Genomic DNA, 19,656 nt, shown 5'->3' with positions numbered 1-19,656 from the left:
ATGCGAAGACTTGATTTTCAAGAAGTATCGGAAAAGACAATAGTAGACTTTGCTGATACTTCTGTCAATAAAATCGAGGCTTTGACTTTCCGATTACAAGCGGACCTGATTCACGGTTTTGGTGTGGTAATGAAGCGTTACTTCCCTGCAAAGCGGGGAGGGGTAGTGAAGTGGAAAGCCAAATACGGTGATTATGGCCAAGGCTTTAGGTAGAAAAGTGCAGAAATACTCTATTAACTACAGTGCTTTTTTCTTGCCTTTATAATTTTTTTATAATATTTCCGATAAGAGTACGACTATAAATATAGTAATATGACTATATTTATAGTCAAATGAAGAAAAATAATATATTCGGTCAATAAATGAACTAACAAAAACTGAAGAACAAGTTGTATTGCAGCTTGAAAAACCGGTTTATATACAATATTGACATTGTAACAACAGTATGAATAAATCGTCTAGATGACATCAATCAGATATTAATCAAACGCATAAAAACAATGAAAGCAATAAAATTCTTCAATTACGCATTTCTTCTTTTTATATTCTTTTCAAACCCTCTTTTCTCGCAAAAAGCAGATAATCCAATAACCGAAAAATCATTAAAATACGAGATTCTAAAAATGGACAGTTTATTTTTTAATGTAGCATTCAACAAATGCGATTTAGAACTTTATAAGAAAATAATGTCCCCCAATATAGAGTTTTACGATGACCGTTCTGGACTTAATACATCTTTTGATGTTGAAATTGCTTCTTTTAACGACAGATGTTCCAGACCTTTTGCTGTGACCCGACAATTAGTTAATGCTACAGTACATGTTTTAGGCGATTATGGCGCCGTAGAAATGGGCATTCATGAATTTTATGAGGATGGAAAGAAAGTACAAAGAGGAAAGTTTATTATTATCTGGGAAAGAAATGAAAGTTCTTGGATTATAAAACGCACAGTAAGCTACGATCATGAGCCTGTTTAAAACTAAATCATTCTACGGATATTGTCTGTTCTTTTTATTGCTAGTTGCTTGTTCCAATGAGCAAAAATCAAACAGCAAAACAACCATCTTTAAACCAAACTATAAAAAGACATTAGATAGTATTGTCCCAAAACTTATGGCTGAATATCATGCTCCAGCTGTCGGCGTGGGAATTATAGAAGATGGTAAAATTGAAGTGGTAAAAGTGTATGGCGAAAATCAAAAAGGCTCTAAAGCACCACAAAACACTATTTTTAATGTTGCCAGTATTACCAAACCTGTTGTAACGGCAGCTATTTTAAAACTGGTAGCTCATGGCGATTGGGATTTAGACGAACCCTTGTATCATTATTGGACAGATCCAGATGTAGCTAACGATGCCTACGCAAAATTAATCACAACTAGAAACTGCCTATCGCATACCACAGGATTTAAAAACTGGCGTTGGGATGAAGAAGACGGAAAATTAAAATTCAATTTTAAACCAGGAACCGAATTTCAGTACTCTGGTGAAGGCATGGAATATTTGAGGCACGCTGTTGAAAGCAAATTTAAAATAGGGCTGGAAAAGATTGTGGACTCTCTTGTCTTTAAACCTTTAAAAATGAAAGATGCCAAAATGGGTTGGTTGGCAGATAAAGATACTTCCCGATTTGCCAAGTGGTACGATACAAGGGGAAATCTACATTCCATAAACTACAAAATAACAAAAATCAACGCAGCAGATGATATGCTGCTAACCGTAAATGACTTATTGCTTTTTGGGAATGCCATTATGCATAAAAAAGTAGTTGATGGTGTTCTATATGATGAGATGATAAAACCTCAATCGGCCATAAATGAAAAATTGAACCAAGGATTGGGTTGGGTGGTTTATGATAAACTGAGTAATGGCGAGTATATAATAAATCACGATGGTGGTGACCCAGGTGTGGTTACCACGCTGATACTATTCCCAAAAAGTCAAAATGGTATCGTAATTTTTGTGAACAGCGACAACGGGGCCAGTATTACCAATACTATTAATAAGGCAATCCTAATTAATGGTATGGAAGTCATTGAAGGATTGCATTGGGAAACAAAAATACCCAGAACAATAATTTTAAAAGAGAGCATTCTGAAAAAATATGTGGGTACATATAAAACAAATCACAATTTTCCCATTCGAATATATTTAGAAAATGGTTCCTTATTTACAGACAGTCCGGTTTTCCCAAAAGTGAAATTATTACCAATGGCTCAAGATCAATTCTATCCTTTGTCCTTCGAATTGTATTTTAAATTTATTGAAATAAACAATAAAATGAAATTACAATTTCTTTCCAGTAAAAAAAGGATTGAGTTAGAAGGAGAAAAACAATAAGACTAAATACGATTTTCATTAAAGTAGGTAGTTGATTGTGAGGGATTACACAATGGATAAAGATAATACATATTACTATTGAAAATCACATATGACCTTCAATCGTACATCTAATAAAAAGACACAAAATGCAATACGACTATGAATATAGTCATATTACTATATTTATAGTCGTATTTTGAATATTATTTATATATTTACCATATGAATGAACTAACAAAAGCCGAAGAGCAAGTGATGCAATATGTTTGGAAACTTGAAAAAGCCTTCCTTAAGGATATTGTAGAACAGTTTCCAGAACCTAAACCTGCATATACTACTATATCAACCGTGGTAAGGGTTTTAGTAAAAAAAGAGTTTTTAAAATTTGACACCTATGGTAAAATCCGTCGGTATTATGCGGCGGTTTCAAAGGAGACCTACTTTAAAAGACATATGAAGGAAGTGATTGGCAACTTCTTTAGTGGTTCACCGAGTAAGTTTGCATTGTTTTTTGCCAATAATGAAGATCTAAACCTTACTGAATTGGAAAAAATGAAGTTAATGCTTGAAAGCAAAATCGAAAAACTAAAGAAAAAAAATGAATAATATAATTTTATATCTCATTCAAGTAGCCACGGTTTTTTCGGTGTTCTATCTTCTGTATATCATGTTTTTAAATAAACTGACGTTTCATAATGTAAACAGGCTTGTTTTACTATTGTTGCTTCCTGTTTCAGTTAGTATTCCCTTTTCAAATAATCTATTTCCTTCCATAGGATCAAAAATTATAAAAGTTCCTTTATTTGAGCAGGTTAATTTAGACACATTTAACAAGCAATTGCAGGTTATTGAGCAACCTTTGATTGATTCATCATTTAATTATTCCACACTATCAATTACATTATATTGGTTAGTATTTTCCGTTTTATTTATTAGACTTTTAGCCAGAGTATGGCATTTATATGTATTGAGAAGTCATTCTAGAATTATTCAAAAAAATGGATATGAATTAATTGTATCAAAGGTTCCTGAAATATTCTCATACTTCAATTGGGTTTTTATTCCAGAAGATAAAATCGAACACTATGACAAACAAATCATAGAACACGAAAAAGCACATATTCAATTAAAACATTCATGGGATGTGCTTCTAACAGAGGTTTATATTGCATTCTTTTGGTTTAATCCACTACTGTGTTTTTATAGAAGGTCTTTAAAAGCAGTGCACGAATTTCAAGCAGATAAAGGTGTGCTTCAAAATGGAGTCAAAACTTCACAATATCTACAATTACTAGTGCAAAGCCTTGAGATTTCAAATCCAAATAATTTATACAATTACTTCAATGAACCTATCTTAAAAAAACGAATAACAATGATGACCAAGCCTAAATCCAATGGTCTTGCAAAACTTAAATACATGTTATTATCACCGGTTTGTGTATTTTTAATTACAGCATTTATAGCATCAGGTATTGAAACTGTTGAAAACCTGAATATTATAAAAGTTCCTGGGTTTTCAAGTACACCTCCTACGCTATTTCCTATACAGAATGCCTCAAAAAATGACATTACATCTTTTTTTGGAGAAAAAAGTAAACGTCCAAAAACCAAAACAAGTGTAGCACATACTGGTATCGATATTAGGGCAAAAATTGGCACACTGGTTATTGCTACCGCAGATGGTACAATTGCCAAAGCTTCAATGGAAGGTGATTGGGGGAATTTAATAGTCATGACGCATACAGATGGCTACGAAACTTGGTATGCACATTTAAACGGGTTCAATGTCAGCGAAAAACAAGCCGTGGAAAAAGGAGATATTATCGGTTATGTTGGAAATACGGGGCTTTCCACTGGGTCACATCTGCACTACGAAGTAAAGCAAAACGGTACGCAATTAAACCCTATGGATTTTATAGAATAGTAGCCACTCTCTAAATATTATCTAAATTTTAAATATGGTCTTTTGACCAAATTAAGGTTCTCTTTTTTAAGAAGAACAGGACAAGTACATCCAAATTTCCATAAAAATATTTATGAAATCAATATTTCAATTATTCTATATCCTCTGCTTTTCACACAGTATTTTAGCCCAAAATACGACTGTTACAGGAACCATTAAAGATAAAGCCTATGTTCCTGTGCCTTATGTAAATGTTATACTTATAGCTAAAGTTAATCCTGAAACCATCTTCGGAACTTTGACAGACGAGAATGGAAATTTCTCAATTGAAGTACCAAAACAAGTCTATAATTTTGAAGTCTCTGTAATTGGTTTCCCGTCAACTATTACATCGCTCGATTTAGCAAGTTCAAAAAGCAAAAAGAATCTTGGCGATATTATCATAAATACGGAAGTCTCGTTAGATGAAGTCGTTGTCACTTCTAATGATTCAAACTATAAAATTGAACTGGACAAAAAAGTTTACAATGTATCTAAAGACCTTTCGGTAAGTGGAGGAAGCTTAATCGATGTTATGCAAAATGTACCATCTGTACAGGTAGAAGTTGATGGTAAAATGAGTATTCGGGGAAATGGAAGTGTGCATATCTTAATAGATGGTCGTATTAGTGGCTTGACAGATACAGCATTACTTTTGCGAACGATTCCAGCAGCGTCCATAGATAAGGTAGAGGTAATTACCAATCCATCCTCAAAATATAGCGCCGAAGGTTCTGGTGGAATCATTAATATTATTTTAAAAAAAGGTAAGAAAAAAAGGTTAAGTAGCAGCTTTGAGATCTTTTCTGGGGTACGTTTAAACTCTGGTGTCAATGTAAACATCAATAAAGCAGACGAAAATTACTCGTGGTACATTAATAGTGGCTTGGGCTATTCTGAACCAAAAGCAACAGGCGAAATAGCACTTTCTGATTTTGAATCATTTCCATCGGAAAGTTTCCAGAATTCCGAAAAAATACTCAAACAATTTTATGTTTTGAATAACCTTGGCGGCGAATATAAATTCAATTCGAAACATTCTGTTACAGCAGACTTTACCTATCGACTCGCAAATCTGAATACGATCAATTCCATTGCTTATGAAGATTATGATAATAATAGTTTATATGGAACTTCGGAGCGTTTTGATTCCGAAGAATTTAATAACAATTTCTTTCAGATTGCAAGTGAATATAAATTAAATCTGAATGAAAGAGGCTCACTACTAAAATTAAGTGCATTAACACAATCATCCATTGAAGACGGCAACTCTACAATTGTAGAAGAAAACACATTTCCACAGGTGGAAATTTATGCCAATGACGCCATTGACAACGACATTGACGACAAACGTTTTACGGTGGCTATTGACTATGTTCATATACTGAAGAACAAATCACAGCTTGAATTTGGCAGCAGAGGCAGATTTACAAATATAGATAATGACTATGTGGGAAATCGTTTAGAAGATGACATCACAACTATAATCCCTGAATTTTCTGATGAGACTAACTACAGCGAGAATGTGACTGCATTTTATGGACAATATGCAAAAAGTTTTAAGAAGTTCAAATTTCAAATAGGGTTAAGAACAGAAACGACCAATATCGACATCACATCTAATAATAATACAAAAAAAATATCGAGAAACTATACAAATGCATTTCCTTCAAGTTTTCTGAATTATCAGTTTAATGATGATAAAAGCCTTCGTTTTTCAATATCTCGACGAATTCAAAGACCAAGACGATATGATATTGTTCCGTTTTCCTCATTTAGTGATTCCAGGAATATTTTCGTGGGTAATCCCGAGGTAAATCCATCGTACGTTATTCTTACGGAACTGGCTTTTGAGTCAAAGTTCAGCAATAAATTTACTTTAGCGCCAACATTATTCTTCCGTAGAACGAATCAAGATATGGATTACTTTATTCAAAAAGAAAACATTTCAATCAATGGAAACATTGAAGAAGTCTTTGTGACCAGAACAGTGAATATTGGTACTGACAATTCTTACGGACTTGAATTGGGCTTTATCTATAAACCAATAAACTGGTTTAGCATTTATAATGAAGTTACTTTGAATGGGTATGAACAGCGAGGTAGTTATGAAACCACAAATTTTGATACCAATGGATTTGCATTTAGTGGTCGATTGCATCTTGATTTTAAGGTAACCAATTCTTTTAAGTTTCAATTTCAGAATAGATTTAGAGGCGCCAACAACAGAGGTCAATTATCACGAAAGGCCCTATACCGATTAGATTTTGGTATGAGTCAAAATCTGTTAAATGATAATGCGTCATTGAGTATCAACATTAAAGATATTTTTGACAGTTGGGAATGGAATATTAAAACCAGAGGTGAAAACTTTAAGCAAAACATAAAATCACAGGTTCGCGTACCACAATTAAACGTTTCATTTATTTATAGATGGAATCAAAAACGATATCAAGGCAAAAAAGGACAACAATACGATAGATTATAACACTAAAACCATGAAAATGAAACAGATAATAACAACACTAATTTTATTGGTTACAATTCAGGTATTTAGCCAGTCAAAGGTAAGTTTTACCTTTGATGATGGCGCGTTAGGCAATAGACCAAACTACACTTTTGACGAATGGAACGGAATGCTTTTAAAAAAACTAAAGGATGCCAATATAGAAGCGATGCTTTTTGTGACAGGAAATGATAAAACAGGTGCAAAAGGGAAAAAACTATTGGAAGGTTGGAATAATGATGGTCATAAAATTGCGAATCATACGTTTTCGCATTCAAATTATAGTGCTATAACGACTACGATTGCTGACTTTGAAAGCGATTTCATTAAAAACGATAAAGTCATTGAGTCTTATTCCAACTATAGCAGGTTTTTTAGATTCCCATATTTGAAGGAAGGTAATACCAAAGAAAAAGTAGATGCTTTTCGTAGTTTCCTGAAAAGCCGGAATTATAAAAACGGCTTTGTTACGATTGATGCTTCAGATTGGTACATTGATAGCAGATTAGTGAAAAGGTTAAGAGACAATCCCAATGCCGATAAAAGTGATTTTAGAGAATTTTATTTAAGTCATATTTGGAGACGTGCGCAATTTTATGAAAAATTGTCTTTAGAACTTAACGGAAGGCATATTAAACATACACTTTTATTGCACCATAATTTGGCTGCTGCATTATTTATAGACGACTTGATTAAAATGTTTAAGGATAAAGGTTGGGAAATTGTTTCAGCAACTGTAGCTTATGAAGATCCGGTTTATAAAACTGAAACCAACTTTGCAGGTGAAAGTTTAATATATGCTCTTGCTAAAGATTCTGGTCAATATAAAGATATATTGCGTTATCCAGCAGAGGGTAGTAGATATGAAAAAGAAAAAATGGATGAATTAGGATTGTGATTTGAGTTGCTTTTTTTACATATAATAATTGTTGTGATTGCTAAAATTAGTTTTTGATGAAGAGGACGCTATCTACGGTTTTTGTTTGGGAATGTAACGTTCTTTCCCAGCAAAGCGGGGAGGGGGTAGCGAAGTGGAAAGCCAAAAACGGGGATTGGGTCCAAGACTTTTTTAGTGAAGCGCTTTGCCCGAAATGGAGAGTAATGGAATGAAGTGGGAATGTGCTGAACGATATTGCATTATAACAAATATGATTTACCAGGATACCAATACTTGGTTTCTGTTAAATCGTTAATTTGATCTGTTCAATTAATAAACCAAGACCACTAGGGTAATGACATGAACCTAAAGTCACTTATTTGATCTAGTAATACAGAACTCTTCCTTTTCTGATGGTATCAAGTATACTGACAACTATAATCTGAATTTCTTTATAAACCTTAGGTGAGGCAAAAAGGTTAGAAAAAGAATCTTTGTCCGCGTAATTTGATAAGAAACCAATTTGAAAGCCTTTCAACCACTCTGGGTCTTTGTTAAAGTGTTTCATTGGTAACTTCTCGGCACTTACTTTTAACCCGATCAAAATCGGAACGTAGGGTTTCTGCAAAATCGGGTGAATATACTTGCACATTCATCTTGATACTATCATAGCAACTAAGGCTATTCAAATTAAACGAACCAATTGTGGCCCATTTGTTATCAATAGCCGCGGCTTTGCCATGAAGCACAGATTTGTTCCATTCAAATATTAATATTTGACGGCTTAGAAAAGATGAGTATAAATAGGTGGTTGCACGACGCACCAAAGGTAAGTCACTAACGCCCGCCACGATTATTGTTGTTTATATACCCCTTTTACTAGCTTTTCTTAGTGCTATTGCCATTTTTTCCAGGTAATAAAAGGAACCCGCGATTACTATTTCCTTTTAGGTACAAAGGATGGCATTGGTGTAAGCGTCACAAACTTCTGTCTTGTTTTTCAGCCAGTCGTTTTGTAAGATTCCCATGAGTGCCCTTCCCGCCGAATGTAAGACGGGTTTTGTTTTTTTTTGAGCTCCCTTTGTTAAAAAAATAATCTCTCGACAATATTTGCAAATCATCGCTGCAGGGCAATCCAACTGCACGGCGTAATCAAGCCAAGCTTCGGAAGCAGGAGTTCCGTGGTATTTATCAGCGATGTTGATCCCACCGACTAATGCCGTTTTTCCGTCAGCCACAACAATTTTATGGTGCATTCGCCTACCAAGATAAAAATTGTTCTTGGAGAACAAGGGAGAAAAAAACCAAAGCGAGATTCCGTGATATACCAAATCTTGGGAAAAACTATCAGGAAGCGCTGCACTAACATAGGCGTCCAGTAAGACATAGACCTTCATCTTTCTTTGGGCAGCTTCCTTCAGGCAAGTGGCTTTCCTATTTCCTGTTCCGTCATTTTCAAAAATATAGGTTTGTAAATGGATTTCATTTTGTGCCTTTTCGATTATTTTCTCCAACCGATGAAAATAATCATCTCCTGAATGGACCAGCTCGATATATTCTTCATTATGGTCCATATATTGAAATACTTTTTGAGCATTATCTTCTGTTGATTTGTACGTCATTGATATTTTTTGTTTTCCCCTCTATCATTGTAATCTATATTTTATCGGATTCACAACTTAAAGTTGAATCCATTGATCTTATTGCTTTAAATAATAAACCAATCCTATTGCAGCCAAAACGACCACACCAGCAATTATAAATGGATAGTAAAAACCGCCTGCAATTAGCCAAGTCCCTAAAACAGGTCCTAAAATCTGGCCAATACTATTAGTTGAGCTTTGTATAGAAATATTCCTGCCTGTGTCATTCTTGGATATCAATGAAACAGCAGATAGCAAATTTGGTGTTACTAAAGCACCTCCAGCAGCAAATACAACGATTAATCCGTAAACAAATAATTCATTGCCCATAAATGGAAAAACAATAAGCGAAAGTCCAGTTATCGTTAAACCTATTGCAATTTGACTCTTCGAAGACATTATCTTTTCCCCATAAACAGCGAAAACAGGTTGTAAAACCGCCATCACAGAACCGCAAAGCATAAAGCCAATACCGACTTGACTACTATCGAACGCCAATTCATCCTTCCCATAAATTGAAAAGACAGTTTCGAAAAGTGTCACAACAAATTGCATAACGAAAGACAGTGTTAACAGCAACATAAAATAGCTACTAAAGGAGAAACTGAATTTTGTCGCTTCTTCTCTAATCTTGGTGACTATGGCAGTGTTTTTCAACCATTTTATAATAACTATCAATATGATTAACCCTAATACTGCAGCAAAAAGAAAAGGAACTGAAAATCGGTCAAAATGGAATACCCCAAAAGAATATTGAAAGTGAACGTTGGCTTGGGACAATAGACCCCCCAACACTGGGCCAAAGATAAGGCCAGAACTAATGGCAACCCCGGACCATGCCATAATCTTGGTCCTTCGCTTTTCAGAGGTTATATCACTTAAATAGGCATTGCTGACAGGAATTACGGATGATGTAAATATTCCCCCGAAGATACGGGCTACATATAACATTGTAAGAGAAGTAGCCAGACCCGTCAATAAGTTCATCACTATAAATCCGATCAGGCCTATTAAAATTATAGGTTTACGACCATATTTATCGGAAAGTCTTCCCCATACAATTACGAATATGAGCTGAAATAACGGATAAATGCTGATCAACATTCCGATATGGAAGTTGATTAGATCGGCATCCAGGTTGTCTTCCAAAGCCAATCTTTCCGTATAGTAGGGAAGAATGGGCAGCAGAATACCATATCCCAGCATTACCACAAATAGGCTCAACAAAACCAAAAATATTTTGTTAAGCTTTTCTTTTTTGTTCATTATTTTTTCCCGATTTTCCTCTTTAATAATTGAGCGTTGATGGCTACTATGATGGTGGATAAGCTCATAAATACCGCTCCAACGGCCGGTCCTAAAACAAACCCTGAAGAATACAATACTCCGGCAGCCAAAGGAATGGCAACAACATTGTAACCCGTAGCCCAAATCAGGTTTTGGATCATCTTGTTATAGGTGGCCTTCCCGAATAAAATTAGGTTGGCGATATCCTGTGGGTTGCTGTTGACCAGAATAATATCGGCGGTCTCGGCGGCAACATCAGTGCCGGATCCCACCGCAATACCAACATTTGCTTTGGCCAATGCAGGGGCATCGTTTACGCCATCTCCTGTCATAGCCACAAATTCCCCTTTATTTTGCAATTCTTCTACGATTTCCACTTTCTGGTGGGGCAGTACTTCGGCATAATAACCGTCTAGGCCAAGTTTATCGCTTACTGCCTTAGCGGTTTTTTCATTATCCCCGGTAGCCATCAACACTTTGATATTGTTCTTTTTAAATACTCTAATGGCCTCGGCGGATTCTGCCCTGATCTCATCGGCAAGGGCAATGTAACCTGCCAACTTCCCATCTATTAAAACGAATACCACCGTTTCTGCGGCATCGCTATAGGCATCTTCGGGAATGGTTATTTTTTTATCCCGTAAATAACCGGGGCTTACCACTTTTATTTTTTTACCTTTTACGGTAGCCTCAACACCTTTTCCGGTAATGGACTTGAAACTTTCAGGTTTCGGGACTGCAACACTTTCCTCCTTGACCTTTTTTATTATCCCAACAGCAATGGGGTGTTCGGAACTTTGTTCCAAGGCACTTGCCAGTCGTAAGACTTCATCCGAAGTGTACTTTTTATCCACCGATTCAATACGCGTAACTCCAAAATCCCCTTTGGTCAACGTACCCGTCTTATCAAAAAGCAATGCTGATATTTTTCGGGATTCCTCGAATGCCGTTCTATTACGGATTAGCAGTCCATTTTGTGCGGAAACCGCAGTGGAAATGGCTACTACCAAGGGAATGGCCAAACCTAGGGCATGCGGGCAGGCAATAACCATTACGGTAACCATTCTCTCCAAGGCATACACAAACGGAAAGCCTAAAATCAACCAAACCGCCAAGGTGCCAAAGCCAATGGCCAGTGCTATGTAAGTCAACCATTTTGCAGCCCTATCGGAAAGGTTCTGCATCTTGGACTTGGTTTTCTGGGCTTCCTCGACCATCTTTATTACCTTGTTGAGATAACTGTCTTTTCCTGTATGCTCTACTTTAACTTTTAAGGTACTATTGCCATTTACCGAACCCCCGATTACCTTATCGTTCAACTCCTTTTTGACCGGTTTGGACTCTCCGGTGAGCATAGATTCGTTCAAGTAACTGGAGCCCTCTGTAATGATTCCGTCGGCAGGTACTTTTTCCCCAGGTTTAATTAGAATAACATCGTCCTTTAAAAGGTCTTCCAACTTGATGTCCTCAATAGTATCCCCTTTTACCCGGTGTGCTTCAGCAGGCATCATACTAACCAATAACTGTAGGGCTTTTGATGCGCCGAGAACACTCTTCATTTCAATCCAATGCCCCAACAACATAATTGCAATTAGGGTAGCCAATTCCCAGAAAAAATCGACGCCTTGTAACCCAAAAACCGTCGCTGAACTATAAAAATAGGCGACGCTAATAGCCATGGATATTAAGGTCATCATTCCTGGAGCACCCTTTTTAATCTCAGAAACGAGACCTTTTAAAAATGGCCAGCCACCATAGTAATATACAATGGAGGAAAGGGCAAATAGGATGTAGGGGTTCCCCGGAAGCAGAAGACTATATCCAAAGAATTCCTGGATCATCGGAGAAAAGAATAGAATGGGTACGGTTAATATCAAAGTGACCCAAAACCTTTTTCTAAAATCGGCTATCATCATTTTATGATGGTCATGACCTGCCATTCCCATAGGAACACTTCCCCCATGATCGGAATGTTCCATTTTTGAGTGATCCATCTTAGAGTGATCCATCTTAGAGTGATCCATCTTACTGTGGTCGTTGGATTTTGGGCTTTCCATTTTCGAGTGGTCCATTTTTTTGTCTTTGTTATTGTCCATAGTGTTCTATTTAAGTGTTATCGTAATTTTTTGCGCATTGCCTCTGAAATATTTTCGGCATAGACACCGTAGGCGTCTACCAACAGTCCTTTAACTCCATTCTTTGATGAAATGGCATAAAGAACGCTATTGTCATCTGTACTGCTCATTCCTTCGAAGCGATAGGTTTTATCTACTTTAAAATCTTCTGGTCGAAGCTCAATTTTCAGTGAAGCGCATTCCAAGCATTCAGGCTTTAAGTTAAAATCATAAGGATATTCGTTTGCCTGTAAATCGTTAATGGCTTCTGAAAGAGTGTCGTAATTTTTCATGTTCTTTTATTTATAAGTCATTGTAAAATAACTGTTGTCTTCTTCAGTAAATTTTTGAAAGGTCAAAAAACCGTTACTGTTTAATTTTTCAATTACTGAATAGTTAAGTTGTTTTATTCGGATCCCCAAGGCATAGGCTTTAATATTAATTTTTGATTTAATATTATTTTTGTTACTATCTAACTTTCGGTCGAAAATCTTTATCGTGCTTTTTGAACCAAAAAAATTTAATAAGCCCGAATCAAAACTCATTTCAAGTTTTATATCTTCCAAGTTTTCTAAATCATACAACTCTTTAAAATATTCAGAGACGGTATTAATTTCTGTTGCCTTCGATTTTGGATTTGAAAACGGAAATGCCATTACCATTATACTGGCTTCATCAGGCTTACAGCGATAGGTGGTGGTGTATTTGTCTGTAGATTTTTTGTCCTTATCGAACAATTCTGTAACCACCTTAATTTCATAATACTCATTTTTATTTATTGTTTCTCCAGCTTCAAAAGTTTGTTTATTTAGAAAAGCACCTTCTTTATCAAAATTTTCTCGAACAACAACTCTGCCTGAAATTTGCCCTATGAGCATTTCAGATTGACCGTTCATTGTGATACTGAATAAGATAAAAATTAGTATTCTCATTAGTGATTCATTAATTTTTGCACTTCTTTTGCCATTATATCACTTAAATCAATTGCATTTGAAGGGTGTGGAATGGTATTGCAAGTGACTATCTTATTTACTCCAGAATCTAATAAATCCTGATAAGCATTACCTGAAAAAACTGCGTGGATACCAACACAAATAGGTGGTTTCATTCCAGCCTTTTTTAATTGCTCCACGGGTTCAATCATTGTACGCGCCGTAGAAATGATATCATCGACTAGAACTGGTGTTAAATTTTTGTATTTATCGACATCAGGAACCGAGACCTCTACATCACGATCGCCATGACGTACTTTTTGCAATACCGTGAAGGGTGCTCCTGCATTTTTAGCAACCTCTGATACCCATTGCTCACTTTCAGAATCGGGGCCAATAAGGACTGGGTTTTTTATATTTTCTTTTATCCATTCAGAAATGGCGTTAGCTGCGTGAATCACTTTATTTGGGATGTGATAGACTTCTCCCAAAGAACTTATTCTGTGCAAATGAGGGTCAACAGAGGTAATGCTATCGGCGAAACCTGAAATCAATTTTCCGAAGAAACCAGAGGTTACACCTTCACCTTCATTGAATACTTTATCCTGACGCATATATGCCAAATAGGGTGCCACCAAACAGGTACATTTTGCGCCCAATGATTTGGCCGTATGGCTTAAAAAGTAGAGCGGCAAAAGCTTTTCATCGGGTTCGTGCAGCGTACAGACCATTACAACACATTTTCCTCTCACATCGGAAAGGATACGAGTATAGGATTCGCCGTCGGGAAATTTACGTATCATACATTCCCCGATTTCAGCATTCATTTTCTTTGCCAAAAGCTCCGTAAGTTCTTGATTGCCAGGAAGGCTAAATAGTATCGTTTTCATGTTTTTTTTTAATTGATGGTAATAATATCATCATGGTTATTATAATATTCCATAGCATAGTTCAGTTCTCCAGTTGATTCAGCATAAAGAGTGAAAAGCAATTGGCCTTTTTCTATTTTATCCCCCAAATGGACGTTCATCCAAATACCTGCCAACTTGGATTGTGGTGCTCCCGATAGTTTTGCCAGTTTTGCAATCTTACGATTATCAATTTTTTTGATAACACCTTGTTTTGGTGCGTACATCTCAAATTGAAAAGGGGCAATCAGGGTTTTTGAAAACCTTCCCTGAGCTCTGCAAATGGCCTCAAATTTTTGATAAGCCTTTCCGGATTCCAATAGTTCTTTTGCGGTTTCCATGCCTTTTCCCGTCTCCACTTTTTCCGATAGTTCCAAGAGATTCCCTGCCAACAAAAGTGCCCTTTCTTTAAGGTCTTTTGGGGCATCGCCCTTATTTTGCAATACGTCTAATAAGTCTATAGCCTCTAAATTAGGACCAATACCCCTACCCACCGGTTGGCAGCCATCGGTAATGACAACTTTTATTTGTAACCCTACGGCCTTCCCTACGGTTTCCATATGTTCCTTGAGTTTTTTTGCAGCCTCTTCACTTCGTACCTTGGCCGTTTCCCCAACAGGGATGTCTATAACAACATGCGTAGAGCCCGCCGCTGCCTTTTTAGATAAAACAGAGGCTATTAGTTGGCCCTCACTATCGATATCCAAGGCTTTTTCCACTTTGATAAGAATATCGTCCGCCGGGCTCAATTGTGCGGAACCACCCCATACCAAACATCCACCCTCCTGATTTACGACACGTTTGATTTCTTTGCCGGAGAGGGTAACATTCGTAAGAACTTCCATGGTGTCTGCTGTACCCGCTGGCGATGTAATGGCCCGTGAGGAGGTCTTTGGCATGGTCAGCCCGTAAGCGGCGGTAATGGCAACTATGATAGGAGTTGTTCTATTGCCCGGCAACCCGCCAATGCAATGTTTATCGACTACTATCTCCTTATTCCAATCCAATTGCTTTCCAGAGGCTATCATCGCCTTGGTGAGGTTTGAAATCTCATCGATATCCATTCGGTCACCTGCACAGGCCGTAATGAATGCCGATAAATGGATATTGGAATAATCCCCCTCAATGATGTCGGTAATGATTTCCTTGTAGGCTTTGTAATCCAGTTTTTGATTATAAATCTTGGCCCGCACATAACTCAATGATTCTATGGGTTCTAAATGGGAAACATATAACGTTTCGCCATCCGATACTTTAAGTTTTTTTGCTGCTATCCGTGACAACCCTATTTCGCCCAGTCCCAATACATCAGAAGTGATGATATGTAAGCTTGCAATAACCGAAGTGGTCAGGTTGGACACCCGTATTCGGGTCAATGCTTCAAACCCTTCCGAAATGCAGACATGACAATCCTCGCGCATATACACCACATTTTCATTTTGTGTGTAAATACCTAGGGGTTTATATTTAAGGATGTTTGATTTTATTTCCATCCTATACGTTGTATCTGTTTAAAATCTTTTTACCATTTTCCATAAAGCAAAGCCAACCAACCAGTGCTCCTCCAAGAATGGCCATAACGGTACCGGTTATTACAATTAGAACAGGGGTATCCATTCCACCGAAATGGTCAAAATTCATATCCAAACTGTAACACAAGTAATTACAAAAGATACCTAGTATTAATCCTGATAGTTCTGCACAAAGAATTACTGCTTGTATTCCTTTCCATTTACCGACTACTAATAAGGAAATAGCAGCCCCGATTGTAGACCCCATTCCAAGACCACAGAAAACAACCGTCCACAAAAATTTGTGTAACAGATTACCATCGGGATATAATAATACGCCCCAGATTAGAAAAATGACCAATTCTCCCAATACTGAAAAAAGGATTGACAACTTCAATGGTCTTAGTACTTCATTTGCGGATATGTTACTGGAGCTTTTCATTTGCGTGGATATTGTTTGCTTAACGTCTCATGTTAAATTCTAAAATGTCTTTTTCTAAAAGTGTAAGTAGTTACTGTTAATCCCATGGCCAGGGTAAAATCATAGCCTAGACAGAACATTGTCCACCATTCGGGAGGATCTGTCGAAAGTTCAATATTGCTTTGGACCAAGTCGTAAATACCATGCAGTACTAGTCCAAGTACAACTATTATCAAACCTTTACGATGACCCCACACCGCCAAAGCGGAAAACAACAAGGCTATGGCAACCTCAAATAAGATTTCAACCTTATCGGACGATTGAAAGGCAAAAAGCACATAATACAATGCTATTACAATCAACATAACAGGGTAAAAACTCCGGTCTATTTCAAAACCGGTCACCTTGCCTGCAAAGACCGTTAAAAATCCTAGTACAATTCCAATCAATAGCTCGACCATAATTTTCTAGTTTATTTTTAGTTCTTCAATACTGAACAACGTCGGAATTTCACTATCCCATCCATAGGTTTCCTTGATTCCCTGTTTTAAGGCTTCCACTCCTTCCTTTTCACCGTGGACAATAAATATCCTTTTTGGTCTTTCCTTTATATCACTCAACCAATCCAGGAGTTCGGTATGGTCGCCATGTGCCGAAAGCCCTTCAATCTCTGCCATTTGCATTTTGAAGGAAACTGTCTTTCCATAGACTTTTAGTTCCTTTTCCCCTTCCAATAATTTTCTTCCCCTGGTACCTTCAGCTTGGTAGCCAACAAATAGTAAGGTGTTATTAGGGTTTTGTGCCTGTGTTTCTAAATAGTTCAACATTCTACCACCCGTTAGCATCCCACTACCGGCAATAACGATTTTGGGTTTGTCGTCACTTCTAAGTTCCATGGTTTCACGGTAACTGCTAACGACGGTAAAATGGGAACACATTTCATCGCACTCGTCCTCTTCCAACCTGTGCCAGTCCCTTGTTCTGTGAAATAGTTCCAAAACATTGGCCCCCATGGGACTGTCCATGATCATCGGGACTTTTGGGATTTTCTTTTCTTTTAAAAGTCTCCAAAATATCAACATCATCAATTGGGCGCGTTCTACCGAAAAACTTGGAACGAACAGGCTACCGCCCCTTTCTATGGTTTCGTTGACCAATTTTTCTAATAGTGGAACGGCCTCCTTCTCTTCAGGATGGAACCTGCCACCATAAGTGGATTCTATAATTAATACATCCGCCCTTTTTGGTTTTACTGGGGGATATAAGAGCAAATCATTTGTTCTGCCAATATCGCCCGAAAAGACAAAGCGTTTTCCATTTACATCCAATTCAATATTGGTGGCACCCAGGATATGTCCGTTATACTGAAATCTTGCTTTTACGTTTTTTAACAAGGGTAACCACTGGTTGGGAGGTACTCCTTTGAAATATGGAATGGTCTTTTCAACATCCTTTAAATTATATAAGGGTTCCGCAGGACTATGCTTTGAATATCCTTCCTTATTGGCACGTTCGGCCTCTTGTTCCTGAATTTTGGCACTATCGTTCAATACTATCTTTGTGATATCCAAGGTGGGATAGGTACCGTAAATAGGTCCTTTGAAGCCTTGCTTTACCAATCTTGGCAGATAGCCTGTATGATCCATATGGCCGTGGGTTAGCAATACGACATCAATTTTCGGAACTTCAACGGGTGGATATTCCCAGTTTTTAAGTCGTAATTCCTTGAGTCCTTGAAATAGACCACTATCGATTAATATTCTTCTTTTCCCTGTGTCCAAAAGGTATTTCGAGCCCGTAACAGTTCCCGCAGCACCTAAAAAATGAATTTTTATTGTATCTGTTTCCATCGTTTTTGATAAAATCCACTAATGCCGGCTGTACAATTCTTATGAAAGCCTAAATTTTTTTGTCATTTGAATAAAAAGTAACATCACCTTGAACTATTGATGATTTCGATTTACCCGTTCACGTCATCCACAACCCTTGTCTCTATGAGTCCGATAGTCCTGTTCAATGGATGTAATCGGTTGTTGGGGTTGTACATATGCCCAATTTTAGTGTCCCCCACAGCAGGAAGGTGTTTTTCCTTTATCTTGGTTCGATTTGCATAACGCTTCTATTTCTTTATATAGAACATGAAAGTCATCTTTGATAAGAAGGGCCATTTTCTTGGCCGATTTATGTTCGGTGCTTACCATTTCCAATAGTATTTCAAAGGCTTTTTCCATTAAGATTGGGTCATCTTCCAGTGCTTGGTAAAATGGCTCAAGATTGATACTCTTCTGTTTTTGCAATTCTTTTGTTTTCATCTGTTTAAGTATTTTTGTTATTGTATTTATATTGTTGTTTTAATAGGTATTACATAATTCTTCAGAATCTTCAAGTATATGTTTATGTCTTTTTTTGTCAATACCTACTTTCTCCAATAGAGATGGATTATTTGCGACCTCACTGCACAAGACTATATTTTCTTCCAGTAATTTTGATTTATCTGCATTAGTGAGTGTTGTAAGTGATGTAAGTGGATGTAGGCCGGATTTGTCTATTCTCTCTCTTAGTCCGTTACCCATGGGATAATCCCAACTGGTCAGTATCAATCCGACACAGTTTCCGTATAGTATGGCATCGCTTGTAAAACGGGTATTGGTATAAACACCGCCTTGGTGAAATTTGGTTTCGTGGCCTAGTTGTTTTTCCCATTTTTTTGCCACGTCCAAAAATCTTGATTGGATATATAATGGAATTTTTACATTGCAAAACCGCCCTTGATCACTATGGTACTTGCATTCGATCATATAATGTTTGTTTTCCTTCTGGGCAATCACATCTACTTCGTGCTGTACACATTTGCCTTGGACAATTACGCCGACTTTTGTATCATAACCTTCGGATTCCAATATTTTACCTACAAATTTTTCAAATGGAAAACCTGTAGGGCCTAATTCCATAATGGCGTTCTTAAGTTTGTACCTTGACGCACTAACCCTCGCTCTGCTTTTTAGCATTCTGAAAGCGATTTGATATATCTTTTTTGTGGTCATTCCATCCTCGATTTTACTTTCTACATCATGGGCGATTTGCAGTACAAGACTTTCATCGGCCTGAGACCTCCGCAAAGAGCTAATGAGTTTGTCCACATCAAAGGCCTCTAACTCACCTGAATATTTTTTGATATGTATTGTTTTCATCC

General features: G+C 37.1%; 21 protein-coding genes. 8 read left to right on the top strand and 13 right to left on the bottom strand.

Translation table 11 applies throughout. The annotated features are described in order from the left end of the window. The 8 genes from PHU20_RS04635 to PHU20_RS04600 all read left to right on the top strand — a co-directional run bounded on the left by PHU20_RS04635 (position 1) and on the right by PHU20_RS04600 (position 7,880). Complete coding sequence (locus PHU20_RS04635) at positions 1-213, top strand: hypothetical protein (RefSeq protein WP_274824174.1); 213 nt, start codon at positions 1-3, stop codon at positions 211-213. A gap of 287 nt (positions 214-500) precedes the next feature. Beyond that, entirely contained in the window at positions 501-977 is a 477-nt protein-coding gene (locus tag PHU20_RS04630; RefSeq protein ID WP_274824173.1) for a nuclear transport factor 2 family protein, read from the top strand. Beyond that, complete coding sequence (locus tag PHU20_RS04625; RefSeq protein ID WP_274824172.1) at positions 964-2,340, top strand: serine hydrolase; 1,377 nt, start codon at positions 964-966, stop codon at positions 2,338-2,340. The genes PHU20_RS04630 and PHU20_RS04625 overlap by 14 nt, the downstream gene beginning before the upstream one ends. Positions 2,341-2,544: 204 nt before the next feature. Further along, the gene (locus PHU20_RS04620; RefSeq protein ID WP_274824171.1) at positions 2,545-2,928 is read left to right on the top strand and encodes a BlaI/MecI/CopY family transcriptional regulator; all 384 of its coding nucleotides are present in this window, start codon (positions 2,545-2,547) and stop codon (positions 2,926-2,928) included. Beyond that, positions 2,921-4,246 (top strand): M23/M56 family metallopeptidase, encoded by a 1,326-nt coding sequence (locus PHU20_RS04615; RefSeq protein ID WP_274824170.1) that lies wholly within the window; start codon positions 2,921-2,923, stop codon positions 4,244-4,246. The genes PHU20_RS04620 and PHU20_RS04615 overlap by 8 nt, the downstream gene beginning before the upstream one ends. A 112-nt stretch (positions 4,247-4,358) precedes the next feature. Further along, positions 4,359-6,752 carry a TonB-dependent receptor gene (locus PHU20_RS04610; RefSeq protein ID WP_274824169.1) on the top strand — a complete coding sequence of 798 codons (2,394 nt, stop codon included), beginning with the start codon at positions 4,359-4,361 and terminating at the stop codon, positions 6,750-6,752. A 16-nt stretch (positions 6,753-6,768) separates the two neighbouring features. Continuing rightward, positions 6,769-7,668: a polysaccharide deacetylase family protein gene (locus PHU20_RS04605; protein WP_274824168.1), complete on the top strand. Its 900-nt coding sequence runs from the start codon at positions 6,769-6,771 to the stop codon at positions 7,666-7,668. A gap of 56 nt (positions 7,669-7,724) precedes the next feature. Beyond that, positions 7,725-7,880, top strand: a complete 156-nt coding sequence (locus PHU20_RS04600; protein WP_274824167.1) for a hypothetical protein — start codon at positions 7,725-7,727, stop codon at positions 7,878-7,880. A 321-nt stretch (positions 7,881-8,201) separates the two neighbouring features. Here the strand turns inward: PHU20_RS04600 and PHU20_RS20135 are convergent, their stop codons facing one another. The 13 genes from PHU20_RS20135 to PHU20_RS04540 form a co-directional block, all read right to left on the bottom strand. Continuing rightward, on the bottom strand, positions 8,202-8,498 hold the full coding sequence (locus PHU20_RS20135; protein WP_420828665.1) for a phospholipase D-like domain-containing protein: 297 nt from the start codon (positions 8,496-8,498) through the stop codon (positions 8,202-8,204). A 96-nt stretch (positions 8,499-8,594) separates the two neighbouring features. Next, positions 8,595-9,269 carry a phospholipase D-like domain-containing protein gene (locus tag PHU20_RS04595; RefSeq protein ID WP_274824166.1) on the bottom strand — a complete coding sequence of 225 codons (675 nt, stop codon included), beginning with the start codon at positions 9,267-9,269 and terminating at the stop codon, positions 8,595-8,597. 78 nt (positions 9,270-9,347) lie between these two features. Next, positions 9,348-10,556: an MFS transporter gene (locus PHU20_RS04590; RefSeq protein ID WP_274824165.1), complete on the bottom strand. Its 1,209-nt coding sequence runs from the start codon at positions 10,554-10,556 to the stop codon at positions 9,348-9,350. Then, entirely contained in the window at positions 10,556-12,673 is a 2,118-nt protein-coding gene (locus PHU20_RS04585) for a copper-translocating P-type ATPase (protein WP_420828664.1), read from the bottom strand. Before PHU20_RS04585 ends, PHU20_RS04590 begins: the two co-directional genes overlap by 1 nt. Positions 12,674-12,690: 17 nt before the next feature. Beyond that, complete coding sequence (locus PHU20_RS04580) at positions 12,691-12,984, bottom strand: phosphoribosylpyrophosphate synthetase (RefSeq protein WP_274824164.1); 294 nt, start codon at positions 12,982-12,984, stop codon at positions 12,691-12,693. Positions 12,985-12,990: 6 nt separating this feature from the next. After that, positions 12,991-13,623 (bottom strand): hypothetical protein, encoded by a 633-nt coding sequence (locus PHU20_RS04575; protein WP_274824163.1) that lies wholly within the window; start codon positions 13,621-13,623, stop codon positions 12,991-12,993. Next, the gene (locus PHU20_RS04570; protein ID WP_274824162.1) at positions 13,623-14,513 is read right to left on the bottom strand and encodes a ribose-phosphate pyrophosphokinase; all 891 of its coding nucleotides are present in this window, start codon (positions 14,511-14,513) and stop codon (positions 13,623-13,625) included. The genes PHU20_RS04575 and PHU20_RS04570 overlap by 1 nt, the downstream gene beginning before the upstream one ends. A gap of 8 nt (positions 14,514-14,521) precedes the next feature. Then, positions 14,522-16,024: a thymidine phosphorylase family protein gene (locus PHU20_RS04565; RefSeq protein WP_274824161.1), complete on the bottom strand. Its 1,503-nt coding sequence runs from the start codon at positions 16,022-16,024 to the stop codon at positions 14,522-14,524. A 1-nt stretch (position 16,025) separates the two neighbouring features. After that, the gene (locus tag PHU20_RS04560; protein WP_274824160.1) at positions 16,026-16,412 is read right to left on the bottom strand and encodes a hypothetical protein; all 387 of its coding nucleotides are present in this window, start codon (positions 16,410-16,412) and stop codon (positions 16,026-16,028) included. Positions 16,413-16,516: 104 nt separating this feature from the next. Further along, positions 16,517-16,924, bottom strand: coding sequence for a hypothetical protein (locus PHU20_RS04555; protein ID WP_274824159.1), 408 nt, complete (start codon positions 16,922-16,924; stop codon positions 16,517-16,519). A 6-nt stretch (positions 16,925-16,930) separates the two neighbouring features. Beyond that, positions 16,931-18,313 carry an MBL fold metallo-hydrolase RNA specificity domain-containing protein gene (locus PHU20_RS04550; RefSeq protein WP_274824158.1) on the bottom strand — a complete coding sequence of 461 codons (1,383 nt, stop codon included), beginning with the start codon at positions 18,311-18,313 and terminating at the stop codon, positions 16,931-16,933. Positions 18,314-18,520: 207 nt separating this feature from the next. Further along, positions 18,521-18,775 (bottom strand): hypothetical protein, encoded by a 255-nt coding sequence (locus tag PHU20_RS04545; protein ID WP_274824157.1) that lies wholly within the window; start codon positions 18,773-18,775, stop codon positions 18,521-18,523. A 39-nt stretch (positions 18,776-18,814) separates the two neighbouring features. Then, positions 18,815-19,654, bottom strand: coding sequence for a restriction endonuclease (locus PHU20_RS04540; RefSeq protein ID WP_274824156.1), 840 nt, complete (start codon positions 19,652-19,654; stop codon positions 18,815-18,817). Positions 19,655-19,656: the final 2 nt, after the last annotated feature.

Origin of the sequence: Maribacter polysaccharolyticus (genome assembly GCF_028882255.1) — a bacterium.
Taxonomy (GTDB): domain Bacteria; phylum Bacteroidota; class Bacteroidia; order Flavobacteriales; family Flavobacteriaceae; genus Maribacter_A; species Maribacter_A polysaccharolyticus.
The sequence above is the reverse complement of the archived record's forward strand: the minus strand, read 5'-3'. Positions and strand labels throughout refer to the sequence as shown.